Source organism: Pseudomonas sp. Os17, assembly GCF_001547895.1.
Taxonomy (GTDB): domain Bacteria; phylum Pseudomonadota; class Gammaproteobacteria; order Pseudomonadales; family Pseudomonadaceae; genus Aquipseudomonas.
The window spans coordinates 3,095,562-3,118,340 of the sequence record NZ_AP014627.1; the positions used below are offsets into that span (position 1 = coordinate 3,095,562).

A 22,779-nucleotide genomic window follows, 5' to 3' on the forward strand; every position below is an offset into this window, starting at 1 on the left:
ACCTTCAGTGGCCTTCCGATCCTGGCGTCCCTGCGGGCCGTTCGCAGCCTGCGGCAGCGGCTACAGGGCGTTGTGTAGCCGCTGTCGAGCCCTCGGCGAGGCTGCGAAAAGGTCCGCAGGAGCTTGCCTGACGATTGCCGTCTGAACCTTCAGTGGCCTTCCGATCCTGGCGTCCCTGCGGGCCGTTCGCAGCCTGCGGCAGCGGCTACAGGGCTGTAGCCGCTGTCGAGCCTGCGGCGAGGCTGCGAAAAGGTCCGCAGGACCTTGCTTGCCGATGTCGTGGCAAAAAAAAGCCCCGCGACCGAATGCGTCGCGGGGCCAAACATTGGTTGGTTGCGGCCAACCAAAGGAGCTCGTTGCTATGCCTTAGCGGCTGGCCACCGTCGCTGGCTGCCAGCCACCGCCCAGGGCCTTGTAGATGGCGACGATGCCGCGGTACAGGTCGACTTCGGCCTGGGCCTGGGCGTCTTCAGCCGCCAGGCGTTCACGCTGGGCGTCCAGCAGCACCAGGAAGTCCACGGTGCCTTCGCGGTAGCGGATCTCGGCCAGGTCTGCCGCGGCGCGGCTGGACTCGCTCTGGCGAATCAGCGAGATCAGCCGTTGCTGGCGCTTGCCGTAGTCGCTGAAGGCGTTTTCCGACTCTTCCAGGGCCAGCAGCACCTGCTGCTCATAGTTGGCCAGGGCGCCGTCGGCGTTGGCGTCGGCACCCCGCAGGCGGGCCCGCACGCTGCCCAGGTCAAAGGCCGCCCAGGTGATGCTCGGGCCCAGGGCCCAGGCATTGGCCGCCGAGGAGCCGATCTGCGAGCCGCGCCCGGCGGTGAAGCCGAGGAAGCCGCTGAGGCTGACCCGCGGGAACAGGTCGGCCTTGGCCACGCCGATGCGCGCGTTGGCGGCGGCCAGTTTGCGCTCGGCGCTGAGAATGTCCGGACGGCGCTGCAGCAGCTCGCCCGGGTCGCCGATCGGCAGGGCCTTGGCAATCGCTGGCAGTTGCGCCGGGGACAGGTCGACGCTGAGCTTGTCCGGCCGTTCCCCCAGCAGGGTGGCGATGCGGTTGCGCTGGCGGGTCTGCTCGGCCTGCAGCTGCGGCACGCTGGCTTCCACCGAAGCCAGGCGGGCGTCGGCACGCACCACGTCGAGCTGGTCGCCGACGCCTGCGTCGCGCAGGCTTTCGGTGATCTTGCGCGAGGCCTGCTGGTTGTCCAGGTTGGCCAGGGCGATCTTTTCCCGCAGTTGCGCGCCGCGCAGCTGGCCGTAGGCGTCCACCAGCTCGGCGATCATGGTCACCTGCAGTTGGTAGAGGTCGGCCTCGGCGGCCTGCTGGTCGGCGTCGGTGGCTTCCAGGTTGCGCTGGATGCGCCCGAACAGGTCCAGTTCCCAGGCCATGTCCAGGCCCAGGTCGTAGCGCTCGCTGTTGACTCGTTTGGTGGTCTGGCCGGGGATCTGGCCCTTGGCCAGGTCGCTGCTGGCGCGGCTGGTGATGGTGGGCATGGCATCATTGCTGGCGTCATCGCGAATTGCCCGGGCGGCCCGCAGGCGGGCAAAGGCCACCCGCAGTTCGCGGTTGCCCTGCAAGGACTGGCTCACCAGTTGGTTGAGGGTCGGGTCATCGAATTGCTGCCACCAGATGCCTTCGAAACGCGCGCGGTCGAAGTTCTTCTGGCCTGCGGCGCCGTCGGTGGCGGCGCTGATGTGCGCCGCCTCGGTGGTCGGGGCCTGGTAGTCCGGGCCGACGGCGCAGGCGCCGAGGGCCAGTACCAGCAGGCTGGGCAGGAAGACTTTGGCACTCATTGTTGCGCCTCCAGTTGCAGGGCGCGGGCGGCCTTGCGGGCCTCGCTGCGCTCCACGTAATTGCGGATCAGGACATAGAACACCGGGGTCAGCAGCAGGCCGAAGAAGGTCACCCCGAGCATCCCGGAGAACACCGCGACGCCCATGGCATGACGCATTTCCGCGCCGGCACCGCTGGAGATCACCAGGGGCACCACACCCATGATGAAGGCGAAGGAGGTCATCAGGATCGGCCGCAGACGCAGGCGGCAGGCTTCCAGCACCGCAGCCAGTGGGTCGAGGCCTTCCTCTTGCTTGTCCTTGGCGAACTCGACGATCAGGATCGCGTTCTTGCAGGCCAGGCCCACCAGTACGATCAGGCCGATCTGGGTGAAGATGTTGTTGTCGCCACCGGAAACGATCACCCCGGTAATCGCCGACAGCAGGGTCATCGGCACGATCAGGATCACCGCCAGGGGCAGGCTCCAGCTCTCGTATTGCGCGGCCAGTACCAGGAAGGCCAGCAGCACGCAGAGCGGGAAGACGAACAGGGCGGTGTTACCGGCCAGGATCTGCTGGTAGGTCAACTCGGTCCATTCGTAGGTCATGCCGTTGGGCAGTTCTTCCTTGAGCAGTTTCTCGATAGCCGCTTCTGCCTGCCCGGAGCTGTAGCCCGGGGCCGCCGCGCCGTTGATTTCCGCGGTGACGAAGCCGTTGTAGTGCATCACACGGTCGGGACCGGCGGTGTCGCTGACCTTGATGAAGGTCGCCAGGGGGATCATCTCGCCCTTGTTGTTGCGCACTTTCAGCTGGCCGATCTGCTCGGGTTCGAGACGGAACTGCTGCTCGGCCTGGACGTTGACCTGGTAGGTGCGGCCAAAGCGGTTGAAGTCGTTGGCATACAGCGAACCCAGGTAGACCTGCAGGGTGTCGAAGATGTCGGAGATCGCCACGCCGTGGGTCTTGGCCTTTTCCCGGTCGATGGCGGCATCGACCTGGGGCACGTTGACCTGGTAGCTGGTGAACAGCCCGGCCAGTTCCGGCACGCTGCGGCTCTTGGTGATGACGTTCTGCACTTCTTTATACAGCTCGTCGTAACCCAGGCCGCTGCGGTCCTCCACTTGCAGGCGGAAGCCGCCAATGGTCCCCAGGCCCTGTACCGGCGGCGGTGGGAAGATCGCCATGTAGGCGTCCTGGATGTCCGCGTACTTGCCGTTCAGGGCACCGGCGATGGCGCCGGCGGACATGCTCGGGTCCTTGCGCTCATCGAAGGGCTTCAAGGTGACGAAGACGATGCCGTTGTTCGGGCTGTTGGTGAAGCCGTTGATCGACAGGCCTGGGAAGGCCACCGCGCTTTCCACGCCGGGTTGCTTGAGGGCGATGTCGGACATGCGCTTGATCACGTCTTCGGTGCGGTCCAGGCTGGCAGCGTCCGGCAGTTGGGCGAAGGCCACCAGGTACTGCTTGTCCTGGGCCGGCACGAAACCGGTCGGGGTGTGGGCGAAGCCGAACCAGGTCAGCACCATCAGCCCGGCATAGAGGAACAGGGCGATGCCGCTGCCGCGGATGACCCGGCGCACGGTGCCGACGTAGCCATGGCTGGCCCGGTCGAAGAAGCGGTTGAACGGCTTGAACAGCCAGCCCCCCAGCAGCGTGTCGAGGATCTTCGAGAAGCGGTCCTTGGGCGCATGGTGTTCCTTGAGCAGTACCGCGGCCAGGGCCGGCGACAGGGTCAGGGAGTTGAAGGCCGAGATCACCGTGGAGATGGCGATGGTCAGGGCGAACTGCTTGTAGAACTGCCCGGTCAGGCCGCTGATGAAGGCCGCCGGTACGAACACCGCGCACAGCACCAGGGCGGTGGCGATGATCGGGCCGGTCACTTCACGCATGGCGCGTTTGGTGGCCTCTACCGGGTTGAGGCCCAGGCCGATGTTCCGTTCGACGTTCTCCACCACCACGATGGCGTCGTCCACCACGATGCCGATGGCCAGCACCAGGCCGAACAGCGACAGGGCATTGAGGGAGAAACCGAACAGGTGCATGACCGCGAAGGTACCGATCAGCGACACCGGTACGGCCACCAGCGGGATGATCGAGGCGCGCCAGGTCTGCAGGAACAGGATCACCACCAGCACCACCAGGATCAGCGCTTCGAACAGGGTGTGCACCACCGCTTCGATGGAGCCGCGGACGAAGATGGTCGGGTCGTAGACGATGCTGAAGTCCATGCCCTGCGGGAAGCTCTGCTTGAGTTCGGCCATCTTGGCCCGTACTTCGTTGGAGATCTCGATGGCGTTGGAGCCCGGGCGCTGGAAGATCGGGATCGCCACTGCCGGCTGGTTGTTGAGCAGCGAACGCAGGGCGTACTGGCTCGATCCCAGCTCGATGCGGGCGATGTCCTTCAGGCGAGTGATCTCACCGTCTTCGCCTGAGCGAATGATGATGTTCTCGAACTCTTCCTCGGTGACCAGGCGGCCCTGGGTGTTGACCGACAGCTGGAAGCTGGTGGCGCTGGGCGCAGGCGGCGCGCCCAGGGCACCGGCGGCGACCTGGCGGTTCTGTTCGCGGATGGCGGTGACCACGTCGGTGGCGGTCAGGTTGCGCGAGGCGGTCTTGTTCGGATCGAGCCAGACCCGCAGCGAGTAGTCGCCCATGCCGAACAGCTGCACATCCCCCACGCCGCCCAGGCGCGCCAGCTCATCCTTGATGTTGAGCAGGGCGTAGTTGGACAGGTAGAGCATGTCGTAGCGTTTGTCCGGCGAGGTCAGGTGGACCACCATGGTCAGGTCCGGAGAGGCCTTGTCCACGGTGATGCCGATGCGCGTCACTTCTTCCGGCAGCTTGGGCTGGGTGCGGGTCACGCGGTTCTGCACCTGCACCTGGGCGTTGTCCAGGTCGGTGCCCAGGGCGAAGGTGATGGTCAGGGTGATCTTGCCGTCGGCGGTGGATTGCGAGGACATGTAGAGCATGTTCTCGACCCCGGTGATCGCCTGTTCCAGGGGCGCGGCCACGGTTTCACCGATGACCTTCGGGTTGGCCCCGGGGAAGTTGGCGCGTACCACCACGGTGGGCGGCACCACTTCCGGGTATTCGCTGATGGGCAGCTGGAACAGCGAGATGGCGCCGGCGATCAGGATCAGCAGCGACAGCACCGCGGCGAAGATCGGCCTTGAAATGAAGAACTGGGAAAAATTCATCTTGAGAGTCGTCCCTTAACCGCGCGGAGTCGCAGCGGCGAGTTTCACAGCCGGAGCCGCCTTGGCAGGGGTGACCTGCGGCAGGTTGCTGGCTTCCAGTGCTTGGCGTTGTTGGGCCAGGGCGGCGAGGGTTTCCTGGCTGGCCATGGGGATCACCTCAGGCGTCACCGGGGCGCCGGGACGTGCCCGCTGCAGACCCTTGACGATGATGGTGTCGTCCTTGCTCAGGCCGCTGCGCACGATGCGCAGGCCTTCGATCTTCGGCCCCAGTTCCACGGCGCGGTAGGCCGGCTTGTTGTCGGCGTCCATCACCAGCACGAACTTCTTGCCCAGGTCGGTGCCCACGGCTTCGTCGTTGATCAGCATCGCCGAGTAGGTGCCGCTGCCCACCAGTTTCAGGCGCGCATACAGGCCCGGGGTGTAGCTGCCGTCACGGTTGTCGAACACCGCGCGGCCGCGGATGGTGCCGGTCTTGGGGTTGACCTGGTTGTCGACGAAGTTCATCTGGCCCAGGTGCGGGTGGCCTTCTTCATTGGACAGGCCCAGGTACACCGGGGTGGTCTGGCCGCGCTGGCCCTGGCGGGCGAGCTGGGTGTACTTGAGGTACACGCGCTCGTCGGCGTCGAAGTAGGCGTAGACCTTGTCGGTGGACACCAGGCTGGTGAGCGGGGTGACATCGGCGGTCACCAGGTTGCCGGCAGTGATCTGCGCACGGCTGACGCGACCGCTGATGGGCGCCACCACCCGGGTGAAGCTCAGGTTGAGCTTGGCCAGGTCGAGCTGGGCCTGGATCGCATCGACCCCGGCCCGGGCTTCCTGGGCGGCGCTGCTGCGGGTGTCGGCCAACTCGGCGGAAATCGCGTTGCTGGTCAGCAGGCGCTGGCCGCGCTGGGCTTCGTTGGCGCTGCGGGTGGCGGTGGCCCGGGCTTGCTGCAGTTGGGCTTCGAGACGGCGGACTTCAGCCTGGAACGGACGCGGGTCGATCTGGAACAGCAGGTCGCCTTTCTTCACCAGGGCGCCTTCGGTGAAGGCCACCTGATCGATCTGGCCCGATACCCGTGGACGGACTTCCACGGTTTCCGGGGCTTCCAGGCGCCCGGTGAACTCGTCCCATTCGTTGACCGGCTGCTCCAGTACCTTGGCCACGCTGACTTTGGCGGCAGGCGGAGCGGAGGCGGTTTCCGGGGCCTTGCCGCAGGCACTCATGACCAGAACGGCGAGGGCGGCTAAGGGGTAACGCAAGAATTTGACTGACTGGTCCATGGTTCATCCGCCAAGGTAATTTGAGATGGGCGGATGATGCTCGGCAGGTCTGTATCTCACGAATCGAATGAAGCGAAGGTAACTATCATTCGGAATGATATAAGCCCCGAGCGAGCCCTCTAGCCTGCGCCTGTCGTTAGGCTGCTATCAATCCCCTCGCGCGCAATTCATTGTTGCTCGCCACGCAACATTGGTCGGCGCAGGTCGCCATCGGCAGCGAGGTGGTTGAGCCGCGCTCGGGGAGGAACCTTGAGCGGGCCAGGCAGGGCGCTTCGGAGACTTTTTGCAGCGGCTCCCACTTGACAGCAAAGCCTTTGAAGACGCGTAATGTGTTGCTATGTTAACGTTAACCTAAATAAGAACAAAAGGATCGTCACATGCAGCTTGCCGCCAAACGCGAGTACTGGCTTATCAGTGGTCTGTTGTTTTTCTTCTTCTTTTCGTGGTCGTCCAGCTATTCGCTGTTCTCTATCTGGCTGCATCGAGTCATCGGCCTGAATGGCACGGAAACCGGCTTCATCTTTGCCGCCAACGCCATTGCGGCGTTGCTGGTCCAGCCATTTTATGGCGCGCTCCAGGACCGCCTCGGGCTGTCCAAAAAGCTCCTGGTGTGGATTGGCATCCTGCTGTGTGCCGCCGCGCCCTTTGCGATTCATGTCTATGCCGGCCTGTTGGCGCAGAACGTGGTGCTCGGGGCGCTGGTCGGTGCCGCGTTCCTGGCACTGGCGATGCTGGCCGGCGTGGGGGTGATCGAGTCGTACACCGAGCGCCTGTCGCGGCATGCCGGTTTCGAGTTTGGAACCACCCGGATGTGGGGATCGCTGGGCTGGGCCAGTGCAACGGGCGCGGTCGGCGTGGTGTTCAACATCAATCCGGACATCACGTTCTACATGAGCAGCGCCGCCGGCATGGTGTTCCTGCTGATCCTGTCGCGCCTGGACCTGAGCCGCTTGAACCAACCGGCGGCGCAGGCGGGCATGGCGGCCCGGCCGGTGCAGTTGAACGATCTCGGGAAGTTGCTGGTCCTCCCGCGATTCTGGGCCTTCAGCCTTTACCTGACGGGGGTGTGCGGGATCTACATGATCTACGAGCAACAGTTCCCGGTGTATTTCTCCTCGTTTTTCCCGACCCCGGAGGAGGGCACCCGCGCCTATGGCTACCTGAACTCGTCCCAGGTGCTGGTCGAGGCGGTCCTGATGCTGTTTGCCCCCTGGGTGGTCAGCCGCACAGGCGCCAAATACGGGCTGATCCTGGCGGGCGGCATCATGTTCGTGCGCATCCTCGGTTCCGGGTTGGCAACGCAGGCCTGGACCATCGCCACCTGCAAGATGTTGCATGCCCTGGAAGTGCCCCTCTTGCTGGTCTCGATATTCAAATACATTTCCCTCAATTTCGACTCCCGGCTGTCTGCCTCGATCTACCTGGTGGGCTTTCAGTTCGCCCAGCAATTGACCGCCATGCTGCTGTCGCCGCTGGTGGGCTACGGCTACGACCGCTTCGGCTTCGCCAACGTCTACGTGCTCATGGCAGCCCTGGTCGGCGCTTGCCTGCTGCTGTCATGGACCTTGTTGCGCAAGGACCCCGCGCGCGGCACCTCCCAAGACGGGCCTGGCGATTCGCCGGAGCTGCCCGCCATCTCTCAATCCGCCCTTCGTTATGAACCCTAGACAGGAACCAGCCATGCACGCGGCACTGTTGGACCAAGCGCACCGCGCTATCGAAAAAACCTTGGCTGAGCGGGGCAACGACTTTCGCCCCGCCTATCATCTTGCGCCGCCGGCGGGATGGATGAACGACCCCAACGGCCTGGTGTTTTTTCGCGGTGAATATCACGTGTTCTACCAGCATCATCCCTATTCGGCGCAATGGGGGCCGATGCACTGGGGACATGCCAGGAGCCGTGACCTGGTGCATTGGGAGCATCTGCCCATCGCGCTGGCGCCTGGCGCTGCCTATGACCGCGACGGCTGCTTCTCGGGGTCTGCAGTGGTCGCGGACGACAGGCTGTACCTGATCTACACCGGGCATGTGTGGCTGGGCGCGCCGGGCGACGACCAGAACATCTGTCAGGTCCAGTGCCTGGCCAGCAGCACCGATGGCGTGTCGTTTCACAAGCACGGGGTGGTGATCGAGACGGCGCCGGAGCCGGGCATCATGCATTTTCGCGATCCCAAGGTGTGGCGACGGGCAGGGCAGTGGTGGATGGCCCTTGGCGCGCGTTGCGGCGACGACCCGCAGCTGCTGCTCTATCGTTCGCACGATCTGCAGCACTGGGAGTACCTGAGCTGTGCCCTGCAAGGGCAGCGTCAGCCGGACGGCTACATGTGGGAGTGTCCCGACCTGTTCGAACTCGATGGCTGCGACGTGTTTCTCTATTCGCCCCAGGGCCTGAAACCCAGCGGCTATGACAACTGGAACAAGTTCCAGAACAGCTACCGAATGGGCCTGCTGGACGACCGGGGTTTTTTCAGCGAGTGCGGCACGCTGCGCGAGCTGGATCACGGCCATGACTTTTATGCTGCGCAGACCCTGCTGGCGCCGGACGGGCGCCGCCTGCTGTGGGCCTGGATGGACATGTGGGACAGCCCGATGCCGAGTCAGGCGCATCACTGGTGTGGAGCGCTGTCGCTGCCTCGGGAGTTGAGCCGCGACGGCGAGCGGCTGCGCATGCGGCCGGCCCGCGAGTTGACGGCCTTGCGCCGGTCGCTGCGGACCTTGCCGATTGGCGCGGTGGAATCCGCCGATTGCCTGCTCGATGAGCGAGGCACGCTGCTGGAGTTCGAACTGACCCTGGACCTGGCTGGCAGTACCGCCGAGCGCTTCGGTCTGGCCCTGCGTTGCAGCGAGGACCGGCAGGAGCGGACCCTGGTGTATTTCGATGCCATGGCGCGCCGTCTGGTGCTTGACCGGCAGCATTCGGGTGCCGGTGTGAGCGGGGTACGCAGCGTGCCGATTGCCTGGGGGCAAACCCGGATCGCCCTGCGGATTTTTCTGGATCGTTCCTCTATCGAGGTGTTTGTCGACGATGGCGCCTACAGCTTGAGCAGCCGTATCTATCCTGGTCCCGACAGTCAGGCGGTCACGGCGTTTGCCATCAATGGGCGCGGTGCTTTCGGCGACGTTTCGCTCTGGCACCTGGCCGATCTGCGCCTCTGAGGCGCGGGCGGGACGCGCCTGGCACGACTTGCGGCGGCGTGTTGTCATGCTTTTGCCAGGCATGACATGATGCCCGGCCCTATCAGCATTGGCACCTGCGAATGGCTTCAGTTAAAGATGTCGCGCGCCTGGCAGGGGTTTCCTTCATGACGGTGTCCAGGGCGCTCAATACCCCGGAAAAGGTCAATCAGGAAACCCTGGCGAAAGTTCTGCAAGCGGTGGAGACCCTGGGGTATGTCCCCAGCCTTTCTGCGCGAAAGATCCGCGGCGGTTCCTCGGGTGGCAAGACGATCGGCGTCTTCGCCCTGGATACCGCCACCACGCCCTTCGCTGTGGAAATGCTCCTGTCCATGGAGCGCACCGCCCGCGAAAGCGGCTGGAACCTGTTCATCGTCAACGTCTTTGAAGTGCCGCCGAACCAGCAGACCATCGATCTGATGCTGTCCCATCAGCCTGACGGGATCATCTTCAGCGCCATGCAGCTGCGCACCGTCGAGATCCCCCCGGTACTGCGCAGCCTGCCGCTGGTACTGAGCAATTGCGTGAGCCTGGAGCCCGGCGTGGCCTGCTACGTGCCGGATGACGCAGACGGTCAGTATCAGGCAGTGCGCTACGCCCTCAAGCGGGGCTACCGCAGTCCGCTGTGCATCAACCTGCCGCAGAGCAGCCTGGCCTGGGAGCAGCGACAGCTGGGATTGGCTCGCGCCTTCGCCGAAGCCGGGATAGCGGTGGCCGATGTGCCTCAATACCACCTGTCCCAGGACGACGCCTATCAGGAAACCATTGCCGTGCTGGAGAGCCGGTTGCGCGAGCTGCAAGGCCGGCCGGCGTTCGATCTCCTGGTGTGCGGTAACGATCGGATCGCTTTGGTCGCCTACCAGTACTTGCTCAGTCGCGGCCTGCGCATTCCGGATCAGGTGGCGGTCCTGGGGTACGACAACATGATCGGTGTTGCCGAGCTGTTCTATCCGCCGCTCAGTACCGTGCAATTGCCGTATTACGAGATGGGGCGGCGGGCTGCTCAATACCTCATTGAACGCAGGGAACAGCCGATGATTCACCGGGTGGCATGCCCGCTGGTGGAACGCGAGTCCTGCTGAACGCCATGGCTGGCGGGACAATGCGCCAGCCAGCGGGCGCCCATGATCCTGGGGCTGGCCAATCGTCGGCCAGCCTTTACATTTTTTGACTGTAAATTCACTGATTAATACAACTCCGGCCTTGGCAAAGTTCGATACTGCGCGCTCTACCGCCCTGGAGGATTTTCCGCTCGGGGTATCGCTCCAAATGCACGAAAGGAATCATCCGGATGTATCTCTCTCATAGGCTCACGGGGATCGGTCTGTGTGCCGCGTTGTTTGTCCTGGCAGGTTGCGCGCCCACTTCAATCGCCGGACCCGGGGCCAACAATGTGCGCATCACCCACAATGAACCGGGACGCGAATGCAAGTTTCTTGGCGATGTCACCGGCAGTCAGGGTGACTTTCTATTGGGCAGTATCACGGGCAACGCCAACCTCGAAACCGGCGCCCGCAACGACCTGAAAAACAAGGCTGCGGCGATGGGGGGCAACCGGGTTTATCTGCTCACTCAGCGCGCCGGACAGACCGGTTCGGACAATCGCTTGGAGCAAACCAACGTGACGCTTTCGGGCAATGTCTATCACTGCCCTGAATCCTGAACCGACGCCCTCCCTTTGATCGCGGAAGATCTTTCCCCCGCCAATAGCTGACCTGTCGGCGCTATCGAAGTCGGCCTCGGTTGGGGGCATCTGCGTGCCACGGATCGCTGGCCAACGTGCGTTCGAGCATGGCTGGTGGATGGCTGCAAGGGGCCATGTCAGACTGCTTGCCGGCTTTTTTGCCCCAGGCAAAAGGGCCGCTACTGGCGATCGGGATCAAAGGGAATTGACGATGCAAACAGACCACATCTTTATTGGCGTGAATGATCACCGGCAAGGCGCTGAGGCATTGAAAGCCCTCGGATTGGTTGAAGGGACGCCGAACACCCACCCGGGCCAAGGCACTGCCAACAGACGGTTCTTCTTGCGCAATGCGTTCATCGAGCTTTTGTATCTTACCGATGAGGCCGAGGTGCAAAGTCAGTTGACCGCGCCGACACGACTCTATGACCGCCTCAAGGGTGACGATGCACACGCCGCGCCCTTTGGCGTCTGCTTCAGGCCCTCCAGCGAGGGCGAGGCGCCGCTGTTTCCGGTCTGGGAATATCGCCCCCAGTATTTGCCCGCGGCCCTGAAAGTCGACGTGGGGCATGCGCCGGTCAGCGAGCCGATGTGGTTTTTTCTGGCGTTTGCCAACAGACCCGATGAGGCGCCGATTGAGCGCGCCCAGCCGTTTGAACATCCCAATGGTTTTCGCGAGATGACCGCGGTGCGCATCACCACGCCCGCCCGCGACGCTTTTTCAGCCGCTGCCCACTGCGCAAACCAGCTGCAGGGATTTGCGATGGTCCAGGGCGATGAGCACCTGATCGAAGTGGAAATCGATCATGGAGCCAGCGGCCAGCGCCGGGATTTTCGTCCGCTGCTGCCGATGATCATGCGCTGGTGATGCGTTGCGCCGATCGCTCGGTCATTGCTGCCGCTGAGCCCGCTGCTTGCAGCGGGCGCTTCAGGAGGGCAGGGACAGCAGCCAGGCGCTGAATGTCTTGAATGCCGGAAAATGCTGATAGCGTGCGGCGCAGGTCAGGTAATAGTTGCGGCCGCTTTCCATGGGGCCGAACAGCTTGACCACGGCCCCAGACTCGATTTCATCCTGTACCAGAATATCCGGAACCAGCCCGATACCTATGCCTGCGGCCACCGCCTGGATCAGGTGGGCGGTGAGCTCGAAGCTGGGGCCCGTGCGCATCTTCTGGTGATCCAGGTTGTTGCAGTCGAACCAGTCAGACCAGCCGTTGGGCCGCGAAACCACATTGAGCAGCAAATGATGGGTGATGTCGTCGAGGGACAGCTCGGGGGTGTCTGCCAGGGCTTTGGGGCTGGCGATCACGATCAGCTTTTCTCGCAGCAACAGGTGCGACACGTAGCCCGGCCAATCCCCTTTCCCCGCGCAGATGATGGCTTGCATGTCGCCCACGCTGGAGGGGTTGTCGGCATGAATGATCCTTGAGTGGATATGCACCAGGTTCCTGGGATGACGGGCATAAAACTCATGCATTTTCGGCAGCAGCCATTTTGAGCCGAACGTTGGAAGCACCGCCAGGTTCAACGGGCCATCGTCTTCCTTGAAGGCGATGGTCTGCAGGGTGGCGCTGCGAATGCGGCCCAATGCGGCTGTGAGCTCATGCTGGTAAAGGGCGCCGGCGGCGGTGAGCTCGATTTTTCTTCCCTCGCGCTTGAACAGCGAGATCTCCAGTTGCGACTCCAGGGCCTGCACTTGCCGGCTGACTGCGCTTTGCGTCAGGGCAAGTTCGTCCGCGGCTTTGGTGAAGCTGCAATGGCGGGCGGCGGCCTCGAAAGCGACCAGCAGGGACATCGAGGGGGTCAGTCGGCGTGGGTTCATTCATAAAGCTCATGCAAATGCTGCAGGTTTTACGTTTGTGTGAAACGTCTTGGCCCCACAGAATCTGGGGTCTGCCCCTCGCCATGAAGCAGCTGTCGGGGGGTAAGCATACATAACGAGAATGCTCAGATTAGCGGTATCGCCAGTAGGAATTCCAGCATGATTGCCCGGTTGTCTCCCCATGAAGTCAAAAACCCAGCCTGTGAGTTGTTCCTGGCTCGCCTGGAACAGGAGGGTTTCCAGGGCGAAATCGCTCGCGATCATGGACTCAGGACCGTGCTGGCAACCGACAACTCGATCTATCAGCGCCTGCCGCAAGCCGCGGTGTTTCCGCGCAATGTGCAGGATGTCGAGCTGTTGGCCCGTCTCGTGGCGCTGGCGCCATTCAGCTCGGTGGTGCTCACGCCGCGGGGCGGAGGAACCGGCACCAATGGTCAATCGTTGACCAGTGGGGTTGTGGTCGACCTGTCACGGCATATGAACGGCATCCTCGAGATCAACGTCGAGGAACGTTGGGTGCGGGTGCAAAGCGGCGTGGTCAAAGACCAGCTCAACGCGGCGTTGAAAGCCCACGGGCTGTTTTTTGCGCCCGAGCTGTCGACTTCGAATCGGGCCACCATCGGCGGCATGATCAACACCGACGCAAGCGGTCAGGGAAGCTGCACCTATGGGAAAACCCGTGATCATGTCCTGGCGCTGTCCACCATTCTCATCGGTGGCGAGCGGCTCGACAGTGCGCCCCTGGAGCCTGAACAGTGGCAGGCGCAGGCCCGTCGCGAAGACAGGGTTGGCGCGGTCTATCGATGCGCGTCGCAGATCGTGCAGCAGTATGCCGAGCTTATCGAACACACGTTTCCCAAGCTGAACCGGTGCCTCACGGGGTACGACCTGGCGCATCTGCAGGAGCCCGATGAGCGCCTCAATCTGAGCAGTGTCCTGTGCGGCTCCGAAGGCTCGCTGGGTTTCATTGTCGAAGCCACGCTGAATGTGCTGCCCATTCCCCAGTATTCGATCCTGGTCAATGTGCGTTATGCCGGCTTCATGGACGCACTGCGCGACGCCAAGGCGTTGATGGAGCTCAAGCCCCTGTCCATCGAGACGGTGGACTCCAAGGTCCTCGGACTGGCCATGAACGACATCGTCTGGCACGGCGTCGCCGAATACTTTCCCCAAGACCTCGATGTGCCGACCCTGGGCATCAACCTGATTGAATTCAGTGGCGACGACGAGGCGGCCCTGCTGCAACGGGTGCATGAATTTGTCCTGCACCTGCAGCGTGACACCCGCGTGGTGCGATTGGGGCACACCCTGGCCGTCGGCGCCGAGGCAGTGAAGCGGGTCTACGCGATGCGCAAGCGGGCGGTGGGGCTGCTGGGCAACGTCAAGGGTTCCGCCAGGCCCCAGCCGTTCGTTGAAGATACCGCTGTTCCTCCCGAGCACCTGGCCGATTTCATCGGGCAATTTCGCGAGCTGCTCGATAGCCATGGCCTGGAATATGGCATGTTCGGCCACGTGGACGCCGGGGTCCTGCATGTGCGGCCGATCCTGGACATGAAAGACCCGGCTCAGGCGGCGCTGATCCGGCCCATTTCGGACGCCGTCGCCGAGCTGACGCAACGGCACGGCGGCTTGCTCTGGGGCGAGCACGGCAAAGGACTGCGCTCGCAATACGTGCCCGACTACTTCGGCGAACTCTATCCGGCCCTGCAGGAACTCAAGGCGGCTTTTGACCCGAACAACCAACTCAACCCGGGCAAGATCGCCACGCCAAAGACGCTGCCCGGCGCCCGGTTGACCCGGGTGGATGAAGTCCAGTTGCGGGGCGAGCTGGATCGCACCATTGATGAGCGGGTCTGGTCGCACTATGACGCCGCCGTGCATTGCAATGGCAACGGCGCCTGCTACAACTTCGATCCCGATGACGCCATGTGTCCTTCCTGGAAAGGCACCCGCAACCGAGTGCACTCGCCCAAGGGGCGGGCTTCCCTGGTGCGTGAATGGCTGCGCTTGCAGGGGCAGCAAGGTGTCGATGTGCTGGCTTGCCAAGGGGGGCTCTCGTCCGGGGCCGCGCTTCTCGGCCTGCCGCGACGTGCGGTCAATACGCTTGCGCAGAAGATGGGCCAGAAAGATTTTTCCCATGAGGTCTACGATGCAATGGCCGGGTGCCTGGCCTGCAAGTCCTGTGCGGGGCAGTGCCCGGTGAAAGTCAATGTGCCGGACTTTCGTTCGCGATTCCTGGAGCTGTACCACAGCCGCTATCTGCGCCCGCTGAAGGATTACCTCATCGGCTCCCTGGAGTACACGATTCCCTACTTCGCCCGTGTGCCGCGCTTGTACAACGGCATCCTCGGCTCGCGGATGGTGGGGGCGTTGCTGCGGCGGGTGGCCGGGATGATTGACAGTCCGCTGCTGAGCTTGCTGAATTTCGATGAGGTTTGCCGCCGGTGGAACGTGCGCGTGGCGTCGCCCGCACGGCTTGAGGGGCTGGACGAGGCGCAACGTGCTCGCAGCGTGATTCTCGTGCAGGACGCTTTTACCCGTTACTTCGAAACACCGCTGCTGGCTGACTGGATCGAATTGATTTCCAGGCTGGGGTTCGAGGTGTACATCGCGCCGTTCGCGGCCAATGGCAAGCCGCTGCAGGTCCAGGGCTTCTTGAAAGCCTTCGAAAAGGCCGCGCATTTCAACGGCCGGTCCCTTCGCCAGCTGCACCGATATCAGATTCCCCTGGTGGGGCTGGATCCGGCGATGACCCTGGTGTATCGGCAGGAGTACGCCAAGACCCTGGGGCAGGATCAAGCGCCGACGGTGCTGCTGCCGCAGGAGTGGCTGGCGCAGGTACTGGCGCCATCGGCGCTGGGCGCCGATCAGGGGACTTACTACTTTCTGCCGCACTGCACCGAAAAAACCAACGAACCGGGCAGCGTGGCCCTGTGGCAGACGATCTTCGCGCGAGTCGGCCTGACGTTGCAGGTGCAAGCCAGCGGCTGCTGCGGGATGTCCGGAACCTACGGCCACGAAGCCCGGAACGCCGAGACGTCCGACGTCATTTACAGTCAGTCCTGGGGGCCGCTGGTGGCCCGTCTCAATGGGGCAGGGCGCCTGCTGGCGGATGGCTATTCGTGTCGAAGCCAGGTCAAGCGCAAGGACGGACAGACGGTTGAGCATCCGCTGCAGGCGTTGCTGAAGCTGATGCGCGGCGCCGCCCAATCTTCAGGAGCTTGAGTGGCACGGGCCCGAGGCGCTGTGACGGCCTCGGGTGTCTGTCGCTGTGGACTGGCGTGTATCGGTGGGTGGCCGGCGCGTCAGGGGGGCATCAGAAGCCGTAGAGCTGTGCCGGGTTATCCACCAGGATCTGCTTGATCAGCGCGTCATCGTTTTCAACCCAGTCGAACAGCATCTCCAGCAGGCTGGCGTCGTTGGGCATCGGCACCGGTATGCACGGATGTGGCCAATCGCTTGCCCATAGCAGGCGGTTCGGGTTGGCCTCGATCAGCGCCCGGGCGTAGGGCGTTACGTCGTCGTAAGGGAAGTCCTTCGACGCGGTAAAGCGATAGGCGCCGGAAAGCTTGACCCATGCACGACCTTCTTTCAGCAGCCGCAGCAGGTCGATGAAGCCCGGGTGGTTCAGTCCGCAACTGGTGGGCATGTGCCCCATATGGTCGATGACGACCGGCACGGGCAGGCTGGCCACGGTTTCATACAAGTCGGCGAATTCGGTGATATCGATCAGCAACTGAAGGTGCCAGCCAAGGGGGGCGACTTTGTCCGCCAGGGCCGCAACATCCGATACCTCGACGCCACTTTTGAAGATCAGGTTGACGCGCACGCCGCGGACCCCGAGGCGATGCATCGCCGACAGGGTGTGTGGATCGGTGTCGGTATCGATCACCACCACGCCGCGCAATGCACTGCCCCCTTCTTTCAGCGCCGCCAGGGTGGTGCTGTTATCGGCCCCATAGACACTGGGTTGGACGATGACTGCGCGACTCAACCCGAGGGTTTTCTGGACACGCTGAAAGGCCTCCAGGGGAGCGGGTGGCGGCGTGTAGGAGCGGTGAGGGGAGAACGGTTGCCCATGCTCGTCACCAAAGACGTGGAAGTGGCAGTCGCATGCGCCCTCCGGCAAGGTGCGTTGCAGTTGGCGAGGCTCGGGATCCGGGCCTGCGCATTGCGGCGCATAGGTTTCGCCCAGCGAACTCATCCGCGTGATTTCCCAGCCTTGCAATCCGCGCAATCCATTGCGCTCGGCGGAGTTGATGATTTGTTGCCAGGTGGCGCGTCTGGCGAGGTCGGGGTCGCCGAGTTTGATGGCGTCAAAGATCGCCTGGTGTTCGGCCAGCAGCGTTTCGCCGAGGTCGCTCGAACGAACCAGGCGGTTCTCCAGCAAGGCCGCTTCGTAGACGTGGCTGCAGAGAAAGATGATGAAGTTGCGAAAGTAGTCATTGCCTGTGGCGTCGGCAATCGCCCGCTTGAACTGCAGGCTGTGCTCCAGCATGTCCTGACGGTTTTGTAGGCCGGTGCGCAGGGTGTCCAGGGCCGCTGCGATCTTGTTCAACTGATTGCGCGAGCGGCGTCGGGCGGCCATGGCGGCGGCGGCGGCTTCGAGGTCCAGGCGCAGTTCGTACAGCTGACGCAGCTTGTTGCTGTCGGTCAGTTCCTCTTGAGTGATGCGGAAGCTGCTCTGATTGGCTTCGGTGGCAACAAACACCCCAAGCCCTTGGCGACTGATGACGAGACCGGCCGAATTGAGCCGGGCCACGGCTTCACGCACTACATTTCGGCTGACAGCGAAGGCTTCGGCCAAGCGACTTTCGGTGGGGATGCGATCACCGGGACGGAGTCGGCCTTCACGTATTTCACTTTCCAGATAACGAAAGATTTCAACCGAGAAGTGATCACGTCGGCCAATTGCTTTTATAGTCATTTTACTCAGTCATCGAATGTCAGTTTCAAAAGCTTGAAACGTAGAACGCCCGCGTAACGAACGATACGCGGGCGTTACTCTAACAAATGATGGCTCGCTCAGTGTAATTGCTTGCCCTTGGTTTCCGGGAGGAAGCAGGTCACCACCAGGACAAGGCAGTAGGCACCTCCGGCGAACATCGCGATCGCGGTGCCCAGGCTGTATTGGGCACTTATGAAACCGACGAGCCCTGGAAACAGAGCACCCACCGCCCGCCCGAAGTTATAGGAGAACGCCTGGCCGTTGGCCCTCACTGCCGAAGGGTAGAGCTCTGTCAGAAAGGCCCCCATGCCGCTGTAGATACCGGAAGCGGCGAAACCCAAGGGAAAGCCGAGAATCAGCATCTGGGTATTGGTCAGGTTCAGCTGCATGTAGCAGATCACGCTGACGGCCGACAGAACGGCGAAGATGATGAAGTTGGCGCGGCGTCCCAGCCGGTCGGACAGGAAGGCGCCGCAGACGTAACCGAAGAACGACCCCATGATGACGACCAGCAGATAACTCCCGGTGCCGAAGACCGACAGGCCCTTCTCCAGCTTCAGATAGGCCGGCAGCCATGTGGTGATCGCGTAGTAGCCACCTTGCACACCCATGCACAGCAGAGCCGACAACAGGGTGGTGCGCAGCAGCGAAGGGGAGAAAATATGCCAGAAAGCCACCGTGTCGCCTGTTTCGCTCTGGTGCTTTTTGGTCTGCAGGAACACCTCGGGCTCTGGCACGTATTTACGAATGTAGAGGACCAGGAGTGCAGGTGCGATGCCGATCCAAAACAGCGAGCGCCAGGCAAGGTCTTCCGGAAGGTAGCTGAAGGCCACTGTGTAAAGCAGCGCGGCCGCGCCCCAGCCGACCGCCCATCCACTCTGCACGATGCCCACAGCCTTGCCGCGATGCTCCGCTCGGACCATTTCGCCGATCAACACCGAGCCCACGGCCCACTCGCCTCCAAACCCGAGGCCCTGCAGCGCGCGAAGAACAAACAGCTGTTCGAAGTTTTGCGCGAAGCCGATCAGCACCGTGCAGATCGAGAACCACAGAATGCTGATCTGCAGCAGCCGCACCCGACCGTAGCGGTCCGCCAGAATCCCCGCTCCCCATCCGCCAATGGACGAAAAAAGCAGTGTCACGGTGCTCAGCAGTCCCACTGATCCCTTATCGATGTGCCAGAGGGTCATCAGCGAGGCGATGACAAAGGTGAACACCATGAAGTCCAGGGCGTCCAAAGCCCAACCGCCAAATGCCGAATAGAAGGTGCGTTTTTCAACGGTATTAAGTTCGCTAAACCAACTCATTATTGTTCTCCGTGCAGCACCTCGGTGCTGCTGGGTTATTGTTTTTGTTATTTGAAGTCGTACAGAACGGCTGGGTTATCGACCAGGATGCTCTGTCGTTGGCGTTCACCGGGCGCCCATGAGTGCAAGCGATTCAGTAATGAACCGGTGTCGGGCGTGCTTTGGAGGGCGACGTGAGGCCAGTCGCTGCCCCAAACCATGCGTTCGGGTGCGGCGCCCAGCAAGGCATGGGCCAGGGCATCCGTATCGGCATAGTCCGGAGGCTGCTCACTCAGGCGATAAGCGCCCGACAATTTGACCCACCAACCCTGTTCCGCCACGTTTCTCAGCAGCAGCTCGAAGCCCGGCTCCTTGACGCCCAGGTGGGCCGGGAAGTGCCCGAAGTGATCGATCACTACAGGGCAGGGCAGCTTGGCTATCCGCACCTGCAGCTCGCTTAAAAGCCGGACATCAATCAAAAACTGCATGTGCCAGCCAAGGTCGGCAACTCGATGGGCCAGACGCTCCATCAAGTCCAGATTCACTCCGCCGCGAAACAGAACGTTGATGCGCACTCCACGCACACCCAAGGCGTGCATGTGCGCCAGTTCGTCATCGCAGATTCGTTCGTCGACGACCGCGACCCCCCTCAGTTGATCGGGGTGGCGTTGCAACACCTCGAGCATGTAGCGGTTGTCGGTGCCATAGACGCTGGGCTGCACCAACACACCTCGCTGCATTCCCGTCGCCCGCAACATGTCCAGATACAACGCCTCAGGTGCGGGAGGCGGGGTGTAACTGCGGTCGGATACCAAGGGATAGCGCGCGAAATCGGCGCAGATCACATGCGCATGGGTGTCGCACGCACCTGCCGGCAGCACGAAGCTGGGCGTTCGGATCTTTTCTCTCGGGGCGGCGCAGGAGGGCGGCCATGCTGTGGCGGATTTGGGGTGAGACATGGATTTCATCTCCTCGACAGCTCTTCGCGCGCCTTGGCGGCTGAAAAGCGGTACTTGTTGGTTGTTGGTTGTAGGTTGTCCAACAAGTGCTGGCATGTTGAATTTTTGCCATGGCCTTGTCAATGCGCGCAGGTGCGGATTTCGCCCGGCGGAGAAATGGCGATTTGTGAGCTAATGGGAATTTGTATTAATTGCGAATAGTTTTGTATAGCATTCGCGGGCGTTTTTTGGCGGTTTCACCGCTTGTATTGGCCTATTCGTAAAGGTTTTCCTCTCCATGCGTCGAACCCTGCTTTCCATTTGTGTGCTGCAAGCGTTGTCGTCTACTTCATGGGCTGAACAAGCGCAGGTAAAGCCTTCAAGCCTTGAGTTGGACACGGCCGATGTCATCGGCACCGCGACTTATGAACGGGCGGACGGCCCGGTGCAGGGTTACCGCGCGACGCGCTCGGCCAGCGCCACGCGTACCGATACCTCGATCCATGAAACCCCGCAGTCGATCAGCGTGGTCGCGAAGGATGCGGTCGAGGATCTCGGAGCCACTCGTTTGCAGGACGCGCTGGACTACGCCGGGGGCGTGGGGCGGGCGAACAACTTTGGCGGACAGGGGCTGACCACCTTTACCGTTCGTGGCTTCACCACGGGCGAGTTTTACCGCAACGGTTTTCCGATCAACCGCGGCTATCCGAACATGCCGGATGCCAACACCATTGAGCGCCTTGAAGTGCTGCGCGGCCCGGCAACCATGCTTTACGGCCGGGGTGATCCTGGCGGTACTTTCAACGTGGTTTCCAAACAGCCGTTGCCCGAGCGCACGGTCACCCTGGGCAGTCAATTCAACGACCAGGGCATGAAGCGCGGCACGCTGGATGCTTCCGGGCCGCTCGACGAAGAAGGGCGCCTGGCCTATCGACTGAACGTGGTGGGCGAGGGCGGCGACACCTTCCGCGATCATGTCGACACCGAGCGCTACGGCATTGCGCCGGTGCTCACCTGGCAGGTCAGTGATGCGACCCGGCTGATGTTCGAAGGTGATTTCATGCGTAACAACGCGCCTCTGGATCGAGGCATGACCCGTTACGCGAAGCAGGTTGGCAGCGCATCTCGCGACAGTTTTTTCGGTGAAAAAGACGTAGGCAAGTTGCACAACGACAACAACATGGCGCAACTGCGTTTCGACCACCTGCTCAACGACGACTGGACCCTGGGCGGTGGCGTGCAGTGGCTTGATGGTTCGCTCAAGGGCAACGCGGTCGAGGCCAACGGTATTGCCGCCGACGGCCGCACCTTGGGGCGCAATTTCAACTATCGCAAGCTGGAGTGGACCGACCAGGATGTTCAGCTCAACCTGACCGGCCGTTTCGATACCGCCGGTGTGCAGCACACGTTGCTGACTGGCATCGAGTACGAAGACTACGACTACCAGTCGATCATTCAACGCTCCAGCGGCGCTGTCGGTGCGTACCCCATCGACCTCTTCGATCCGGTGTACGGCCAGCCGCGTCCGGCCCTGACCCGCACGCCGACTCATGACCAGGAAAACCTCAAGACTTATGCCGCGTTCGTGCAGGATCAAGTGGCACTGACCGACAAACTGAAAGTGCTGGCAGGGGCGCGTTTCGAACGCTTCGAACACGACTACGAAACCTATGTGCCCGGCGGCAGGAGTTGGCAGGCCAGTGACAATGCCGTCACACCGCGCATGGGGGTGAGCTACGACTTGACCGAAACCTTTGCGATCTACGCCGACACCGCTCGCTCGTTCAAGCCCAACACCGGCGCCAGCCGCCTCGGTGGCGGATTTGCGCCGGAGAAGGGCAAGTCTTATGAAATGGGTATCAAGTGGGAAGCACTGGACCAGCAGTTGAGTGTCGACGCGGCGATCTATCAGATCGAAAAGCGCAACGTGTTGACCACCGACCCTGTTGATTCGACCTTCAGCGTTGCGGCCGGTGAAGTGCGAAGTCGTGGTTTCGATGTCAACGTTGCCGGCAACCTCAGTCCCGAATGGCGCGTGATCGGCGGCTACGCCTATGTCGATGCCGAAGTCACCAAGGACAACGTGCTGCGCTCTGGCACGCGGCTGTTGAACATCCCGAAAAACAGCTTCAGCCTGCTGAATATGTACGAGTTCCAGGACGGCATCCTCAAGGGCCTGGGCCTGGGTGGCGGACTCAAGTACGTCGACGAGCGCGCCGGGCAAACCGCCAACACCGGGTTTTCGATGGGCAGCTACACCGTTGTCGACTTGCTCAGTTTCTACAAGGTCAATGACAAGGTGCGGCTCAATCTTGACCTGAAAAACCTGTTTGATCGTGAATATGAAGAGGGCGCGTTCGGCAACGTTTACGCCTACCCAGGGGCGCCGCGGACGCTGCAATTGGGCATTGCCTACACCTTGTAGCGAGTTTGTTTTGCCGGCGGGGGCCGAGCTTGGCCTGATGTTACGGCGACCTGCACAGCCACCTCGAAAAAACCAGGGATAGGGCGCTGACCCGGCGCCCGCGCGCTGACGGCGCGTGGGCCTGGCAGTCGAACACCGAGGCACCGGGCAGGCGCTGGCAGATACCCGCGCAATACATAGCGGCACCGCTTGGCATGGGCTTGTCAGCGAGACTTGCGGGGTTGCTCGCGGACTCTGACGCCGCCGCAGCCAAAGGTGATCTGCTGGATGATTCG

At 62.5% G+C, this 22,779-nt stretch carries 14 protein-coding genes; 7 read left to right on the forward strand and 7 right to left on the reverse strand.

Going from position 1 to position 22,779, the window contains the following annotated elements:
- Positions 1 to 366: 366 nt before the first annotated feature.
- From POS17_RS13995 to mexE, 3 genes are read right to left on the reverse strand one after another with little or no spacing between them, the layout of a single operon-like run.
- Positions 367 to 1,788 (reverse strand): efflux transporter outer membrane subunit, encoded by a 1,422-nt coding sequence (locus POS17_RS13995; protein ID WP_060839110.1) that lies wholly within the window; start codon positions 1,786 to 1,788, stop codon positions 367 to 369.
- Positions 1,785 to 4,964: an efflux RND transporter permease subunit gene (locus POS17_RS14000; protein ID WP_060839111.1), complete on the reverse strand. Its 3,180-nt coding sequence runs from the start codon at positions 4,962 to 4,964 to the stop codon at positions 1,785 to 1,787. The genes POS17_RS13995 and POS17_RS14000 overlap by 4 nt, the downstream gene beginning before the upstream one ends.
- A gap of 15 nt (positions 4,965 to 4,979) precedes the next feature.
- Complete coding sequence (gene mexE, locus POS17_RS14005; protein WP_060839112.1) at positions 4,980 to 6,227, reverse strand: multidrug efflux RND transporter periplasmic adaptor subunit MexE; 1,248 nt, start codon at positions 6,225 to 6,227, stop codon at positions 4,980 to 4,982.
- Positions 6,228 to 6,604: 377 nt separating this feature from the next.
- Here mexE and POS17_RS14010 point away from each other — a divergent pair, with 377 nt between their 5' ends.
- The 5 genes from POS17_RS14010 (at position 6,605) to POS17_RS14030 (ending at position 11,953) form a co-directional block, all read left to right on the forward strand.
- Entirely contained in the window at positions 6,605 to 7,894 is a 1,290-nt protein-coding gene (locus POS17_RS14010; protein WP_060839113.1) for an MFS transporter, read from the forward strand.
- A 13-nt stretch (positions 7,895 to 7,907) separates the two neighbouring features.
- A complete protein-coding gene (locus POS17_RS14015) occupies positions 7,908 to 9,383 on the forward strand; it encodes a glycoside hydrolase family 32 protein (RefSeq protein ID WP_060839114.1) in 1,476 nt (491 codons plus the stop codon).
- A gap of 101 nt (positions 9,384 to 9,484) precedes the next feature.
- On the forward strand, positions 9,485 to 10,483 hold the full coding sequence (locus POS17_RS14020) for a LacI family DNA-binding transcriptional regulator (protein WP_060839115.1): 999 nt from the start codon (positions 9,485 to 9,487) through the stop codon (positions 10,481 to 10,483).
- Between the two features lie 209 nt (positions 10,484 to 10,692).
- The gene (locus POS17_RS14025) at positions 10,693 to 11,064 is read left to right on the forward strand and encodes a DUF4156 domain-containing protein (protein ID WP_060839116.1); all 372 of its coding nucleotides are present in this window, start codon (positions 10,693 to 10,695) and stop codon (positions 11,062 to 11,064) included.
- Positions 11,065 to 11,296: 232 nt separating this feature from the next.
- Positions 11,297 to 11,953 carry a VOC family protein gene (locus POS17_RS14030; RefSeq protein ID WP_060839117.1) on the forward strand — a complete coding sequence of 219 codons (657 nt, stop codon included), beginning with the start codon at positions 11,297 to 11,299 and terminating at the stop codon, positions 11,951 to 11,953.
- A gap of 60 nt (positions 11,954 to 12,013) precedes the next feature.
- On the opposite strand, the gene POS17_RS14035 is transcribed toward POS17_RS14030, so the two are convergent.
- Positions 12,014 to 12,907, reverse strand: a complete 894-nt coding sequence (locus POS17_RS14035) for a LysR substrate-binding domain-containing protein (protein ID WP_060839118.1) — start codon at positions 12,905 to 12,907, stop codon at positions 12,014 to 12,016.
- Between the two features lie 159 nt (positions 12,908 to 13,066).
- Between POS17_RS14035 and ydiJ the strand changes: the two genes are divergently transcribed.
- Complete coding sequence (ydiJ, locus tag POS17_RS14040; protein WP_060839119.1) at positions 13,067 to 16,132, forward strand: D-2-hydroxyglutarate dehydrogenase YdiJ; 3,066 nt, start codon at positions 13,067 to 13,069, stop codon at positions 16,130 to 16,132.
- A gap of 91 nt (positions 16,133 to 16,223) precedes the next feature.
- Here ydiJ and POS17_RS14045 read toward each other — a convergent pair whose 3' ends face one another.
- From POS17_RS14045 to POS17_RS14055, 3 genes are all read right to left on the reverse strand, one after another.
- Positions 16,224 to 17,834, reverse strand: a complete 1,611-nt coding sequence (locus POS17_RS14045) for an amidohydrolase family protein (RefSeq protein WP_060839120.1) — start codon at positions 17,832 to 17,834, stop codon at positions 16,224 to 16,226.
- A 98-nt stretch (positions 17,835 to 17,932) separates the two neighbouring features.
- The gene (locus tag POS17_RS14050) at positions 17,933 to 19,162 is read right to left on the reverse strand and encodes an MFS transporter (protein ID WP_060839121.1); all 1,230 of its coding nucleotides are present in this window, start codon (positions 19,160 to 19,162) and stop codon (positions 17,933 to 17,935) included.
- Positions 19,163 to 19,209: 47 nt separating this feature from the next.
- Entirely contained in the window at positions 19,210 to 20,100 is an 891-nt protein-coding gene (locus tag POS17_RS14055) for an amidohydrolase family protein (RefSeq protein WP_060839122.1), read from the reverse strand.
- Positions 20,101 to 20,377: 277 nt separating this feature from the next.
- On the opposite strand from POS17_RS14055, the gene POS17_RS14060 reads away from it, so the two are divergent.
- Positions 20,378 to 22,504 carry a TonB-dependent siderophore receptor gene (locus POS17_RS14060; RefSeq protein ID WP_060839123.1) on the forward strand — a complete coding sequence of 709 codons (2,127 nt, stop codon included), beginning with the start codon at positions 20,378 to 20,380 and terminating at the stop codon, positions 22,502 to 22,504.
- Positions 22,505 to 22,779: the final 275 nt, after the last annotated feature.